The following is a 387-nucleotide window of genomic DNA, read 5'->3' on the forward strand; positions in this document are numbered from 1 at the left end:
CAATTTCGGCGGGCTTTCGGTGGGCGGTATCGGCGGCAACCGGCGCCGCTTCGTCAGCCAGGTGTGGGGGGTGGATCACCTGTCGCACACCCATGGCCAGGCCGTGCGGTTTTGCCTGGGCATGCAGCCGGGCAACGGCGCCCTGGCCGAGGAACTGGAAGAGCTGGTGGCGCTGCATGGGCCAGAAACGATCGCGGCGGTGATCGTGGAGCCGGTGGCCGGCTCCACCGGGGTGCTGGTCCCGCCGCAAGGCTATCTCCAGGCGCTGCGCGATATCACGCGCAAGCACGGCATCCTACTGATCTTTGACGAGGTGATCACCGGCTTTGGCCGCCTGGGCAAGGCCACGGCGGCCGAGTATTTTGGCGTGACGCCCGATATCATCAC

1 protein-coding gene is annotated in these 387 nt (G+C 66.9%); it reads left to right on the forward strand.

Annotation, left to right across the window (positions count from 1 at the left end; translation table 11 throughout):
* Positions 1-387, forward strand: a 387-nt coding sequence (locus AB3U87_RS22490; RefSeq protein WP_394150671.1) for an aminotransferase class III-fold pyridoxal phosphate-dependent enzyme, incomplete at both ends; no start/stop codon positions are given.

Source organism: Erwinia plantamica, assembly GCF_043420595.1.
GTDB lineage: Bacteria > Pseudomonadota > Gammaproteobacteria > Enterobacterales > Enterobacteriaceae > Erwinia > Erwinia aeris.